This is a genomic window from Nocardiopsis listeri (assembly GCF_020741345.1).
Classification (GTDB): Bacteria; Actinomycetota; Actinomycetes; order Streptosporangiales; family Streptosporangiaceae; genus Nocardiopsis; species Nocardiopsis listeri_A.
In genome coordinates this window covers 1-4,136 of the sequence record NZ_DYZD01000080.1, presented here as the reverse complement: position 1 = coordinate 4,136, position 4,136 = coordinate 1, and the positions used below count along the sequence as shown (strand labels likewise).

Below are 4,136 nucleotides of genomic sequence, written 5' to 3'. Positions count from 1 at the left end.
CGGGGCAGGTCGACGTCGAGGACCTCGTGGATACGGCCGGGTCGGGCCGACATCACGACGATCCGGTCGGAGAGCACGACCGCCTCGTGCACGGAGTGCGTCACGAACACGACCGTGGTGGCCCGCCGCTGCCACAACTCCAGGAGCTGTATGCGCAGGGCCTCGCGGGTGAACTCGTCGAGGGCGGAGAAGGGTTCATCCATCAGCAGCACGTCCGGGCGCAGACCCAGGGCGCGGGCGATCGCCACCCGCTGACTCATGCCACCGGAGAGCTGGTGCGGGTACCGATGGGCGGAGTCCTCCAGCCCGACCGCGCGCAGCAGGTCGTCGGTGGACTCGTGCGGTGTTCCGCGTCGTCGGTTGACCATGGCGGGCAGGGCGATGTTCTGGCGGACGTTCAGCCAGGGCAGCAACGCCGGGGTCTGGGGGACCAGGCCGATGGCCTTGCGTCGGCACATCTCGCGGGGCGTACGGCCCAAGAGGGACACGTGGCCGTGGTCGGGGTCGATGAGTCCCGCCATGACCCGCAGCAGGGTGGACTTGCCACAGCCGCTCGGGCCGATGAGGCTGACGAAGCGGCGATGGGGGATCTCCAGGTCGATGTCCTGGAGCGCGGGCCGGTCGGACGCTCCACCCCTGTAACGCTTGGTGAGGTGGCGTATCTCGATGTCATCGCTGGTCACAGTCCGTCCACCCGGGTGGACGGAGCGTTCTTCATCTGGGCATGCGTTTCCATGCACCCTCCGGGGCGTGCTCGGGTAGGGGGTCCCAAGGACGTCAAGGGGAGTGCGGGCGGAAGCGCATGGGACGTCAGCGGCCCGCGGGGTCGTTGACCCGTCAAAGGTAGGAGTGTCCTGTTACCGTTCGGTGAACGGCCGGTCACGGGGTGGTATCGGGCGGAAGGTTTCCTTCGTTGTCGTCGACCAGAACCGTGTGAATCCTTCTTTGGTCGAGGGCCGCGGACAGCCAGCTTCCCCGGCTGAGAAGGTGGGAGAGGTCGGGGCTCAGCGCGAGGATCAACGTCGCGTCCGGGAAGTGGGCGTCCCTCAGCCAGATGAGCTTGAAGGCGTCCGCGATGACCTTGTTGCGATGCGTGGACTTGACGCGTCCGCCGGCTCGGGTCGCCTGGACCAGCACCTTGGGCGGGTCGCGGTCGGCGCCGTCGACGCCGACCCGGACGCCGCCGGGCAGTGTGAAGCGGTGCGGGGTCAGGGGTGTTCCGCACTTGGCGGAGAGCGCCTCGATCATTTTCAGGACGGGCGGTGCGGGGTGAGCGGAGGGGGTCTGCGTCGGTTCTGCCATGAGTGGGACGGTAGTGCACGGAAGGCTTGCCGTGTCGTCCTTGTGCTCATGTGAACGGCCGGGTTCCGGGGAGCGACGGTAGAGGTCCCTCCCGTCCCGGCCCCTCAGTTCGACTCGGGCCGGACCAGGTCGGAGCCCTCGTGGACCGCCTCCAGGTAACGGGTGTCGAAGAGCGGTTCCAGATCGGGGATCTCGTCGAGCTCGCCGTTGGCCAGCAGGGTCTCCGCCTCCCGTTCGGTCAGGTCGAGGTCGACGAAGCCCCGAGGATCACCGTCGGGGGTGGAGGAGGCCACGAGTTCGCGTTCGGTGTCCCACACCTTGAGGTTGTGCTCGGCGTCGTAACCCGCCCGATCCAGGTCGGCGGCGTACCCCACGCATTCCTCGGCGGCGTCCTGGCAGTGGTCGAACGCGTGGCCGACGGCCCGGAGGAAGTCCTCGGTGGCCGTGGGGTTCCGCCCCGCCCAGTCGGGGTCGGTCACCATCACCCCGAAGGAGCCGACCACTCCGAAGTCCTCGGGCATCCACTGGGTGTACTCCTCACCCATGGCGTCGAGTCGGTGCGGTTCGTTGGAGCGGAAGCCCGTGAGGGCCTGGACCTGGTCGCGCGGGAGCACGGAGGGGTCGTATCCGGCCTCGACCTGTTCGATGGTGTCGAGGTCCACGCCCGCCTCGACCAGCATGGCCTCCACCGGTGCGGGCAGCATGCTCTGGTGCCCCAGGGTCCGTCCCTCCAACTCGGTGAGGTCATCGATGCCGGGTCCCGTGAGCAGGGTGGAGATGGGCACGTGCCCGTAGGTGGCGATGCCCACGACCTCGTGGTCGCGTGCGTCCGCCTGGAGGACCTCGGCCTCGTTGCTCATCGCGGTGAACCGCGCGGTCCCGGCGGAGACCAGCTGGGCGTTGCCCATCAGGTCGCCGTTGCCGGGCTGGATCTCCACGTCCAGACACAGGGCGTCGAAGTATCCGAGGGCGTCGGCGGCGATGACCTCCATCTGGGTGACGGAGGCCTGGTAGTGGTAGCCGGTGACGAAGGTGATCGGTCCGGCCTCCCGGTTGGTGTCGCACCGTTCCCGGTCGATGGCGACGGCCACCTCGGGGGTGCCGTCGTCCCCACCGCAGGCCGTGGCGAGGAGGGCGGTGGCGGACAGGACCGCGACCGGGCCGAGGAGGCGGAACCGGTGTTGAACGGGGACGGGCATCGGGTGGTTCTCTTTCGTTCGTCGCCGGCTTTGGAACCGGTGCCGTCGTGGCCCGCGGTTCATCCGCGGGTGGGGCGTCGGGAGTCGTGCCAGAACAGCAGGCGCTTCTCCACCAGGGTGACCAGGGTGAGCAGGAGTACGCCCATGGCCGCCAGGCAGAGGACACCGGCGTAGACGAAGTCCAGGCGTGCCGTGGAGGCGGAGTTGCGGATCATGGTGCCCAGACCGCCGGAGGAACCCGCGGCCACGAACTCGGCGACCACCGCTCCCACCAGGGACAACGGCACCACCACGCGCAGTGCGGCCAGCGTGTAGGGCAGGCTGCTCGGGACACGCAGCCGCAGCAGCACCTCCCATCGGGAGGCGTTCAGGGTGCGAAAGACGTGCAGGACCGGGAGGGGCACCGAACGCAGACCGGTGGCCACGTTGATCAGCACGGGGAAGAACGTGATGATCGCGGTGACGATGACCTTGGGGGCCATGCCGAACCCGAACGCGACCACCAGCGCCGGCGTGATCGCCACGACCGGGGTCACGTTCAGGACCACCGCGAACGGCATCACCGCCCGCCGTACCACCGGGACCTCCGACATCAGCAGGGCCAGCACGAACGCGCTGCCCGCGCCCGCGCCCACGCCGATCAGGGCGATGCTCAGCGTCGCCCAGGCGTTCTCCAGGAACAGCAGGGGGTCGCCCACCAGGGTGGATCCGACCTCGCCGAGCCCCGGCAGGATGTACGGGTGCGCCTCGGCCACCGCGGACCAGACCAGGCCGAGCACGACCAGGACCACGGTGGCGGGCAGCCACGTGCCGGGGTGCAGGACCGACCGTCGACGGGCTCCTCGCAGGGACACCGCGGGCGTGCTCTGCGGAGCGGGTGGGACCGTGGCGTTCGGGACCGGGATCGGCGGTGTCGAACCGGTGCCGGCGGCCTCGTCGGTGACGCGGGTGGCGATACCCGCCTCCTCTCTCACAGCGGAACGAGGTCGTCGGGGGCGGCGCCGGCCTTCCACGCGCTCTGTAGTGAGGCGCGGACCCGGTCCTCCAGGTCGTGCATGTGCGGCCCCTTCACGACCTTCCGGTCGCGGGGGCGGGGCAGGTCGACGTCGAGGACCTCGTGGATACGGCCGGGTCGGGCCGACATCACGACGATCCGGTCGGAGAGCACGACCGCCTCGCGGACGGAGTGCGTCACGAACACGACCGTGGTGGCCCGTCGCTGCCACAGACCCAGGAGTTGGTACTGCAGGGCCTCGCGGGTGAACTCGTCGAGGGCGGAGAAGGGTTCGTCCATCAGCAGCACGTCCGGGCGCAGGCCCAGGGCGCGGGCGACGGCGACGCGTTGGAGCATGCCGCCGGAGAGTTCGTGCGGGTACTGCCCGGCGGAGTCCTCCAGCCCGACGGCGCGCAGAAGCTCGTCGGGGGAGTCGATCTTCGAGCCGGCCCCGCGATTGACCTTCCCCGGCAGGGCGACGTTCTGGTGGACGGTGAGCCAGGGCAGCAGGGCCGGGGTCTGGGAGACCAGGCCGATGGCCTTGCGCCGGCTCGCCTGCTCGGGGCTTCGGCCGAGCAGGGACACCTGTCCGGTGTCGGGGCGGTCCAGCCCGGCGAGGATGCGCAGCAGGGTGGACTTGC

5 protein-coding genes are annotated in these 4,136 nt (G+C 69.9%); all 5 read right to left on the bottom strand.

Annotated features, from left to right (window positions below; translation table 11 throughout):
- Positions 1-683 (bottom strand): ABC transporter ATP-binding protein (locus K8V84_RS05370; protein WP_304071189.1); only part of this gene is annotated, 683 nt, incomplete at its 3' end.
- A gap of 196 nt (positions 684-879) precedes the next feature.
- Positions 880-1,302 carry a hypothetical protein gene (locus K8V84_RS05365; RefSeq protein ID WP_304071186.1) on the bottom strand — a complete coding sequence of 141 codons (423 nt, stop codon included), beginning with the start codon at positions 1,300-1,302 and terminating at the stop codon, positions 880-882.
- Between the two features lie 104 nt (positions 1,303-1,406).
- Positions 1,407-2,501 carry an ABC transporter substrate-binding protein gene (locus K8V84_RS05360; RefSeq protein ID WP_304071184.1) on the bottom strand — a complete coding sequence of 365 codons (1,095 nt, stop codon included), beginning with the start codon at positions 2,499-2,501 and terminating at the stop codon, positions 1,407-1,409.
- Positions 2,502-2,560: 59 nt separating this feature from the next.
- A complete protein-coding gene (locus tag K8V84_RS05355; protein WP_304071181.1) occupies positions 2,561-3,475 on the bottom strand; it encodes an ABC transporter permease in 915 nt (304 codons plus the stop codon).
- Positions 3,472-4,136, bottom strand: a 665-nt coding sequence (locus tag K8V84_RS05350) for an ABC transporter ATP-binding protein (RefSeq protein ID WP_304071179.1), incomplete at its 5' end; no start/stop codon positions are given. The genes K8V84_RS05350 and K8V84_RS05355, both read right to left, overlap by 4 nt.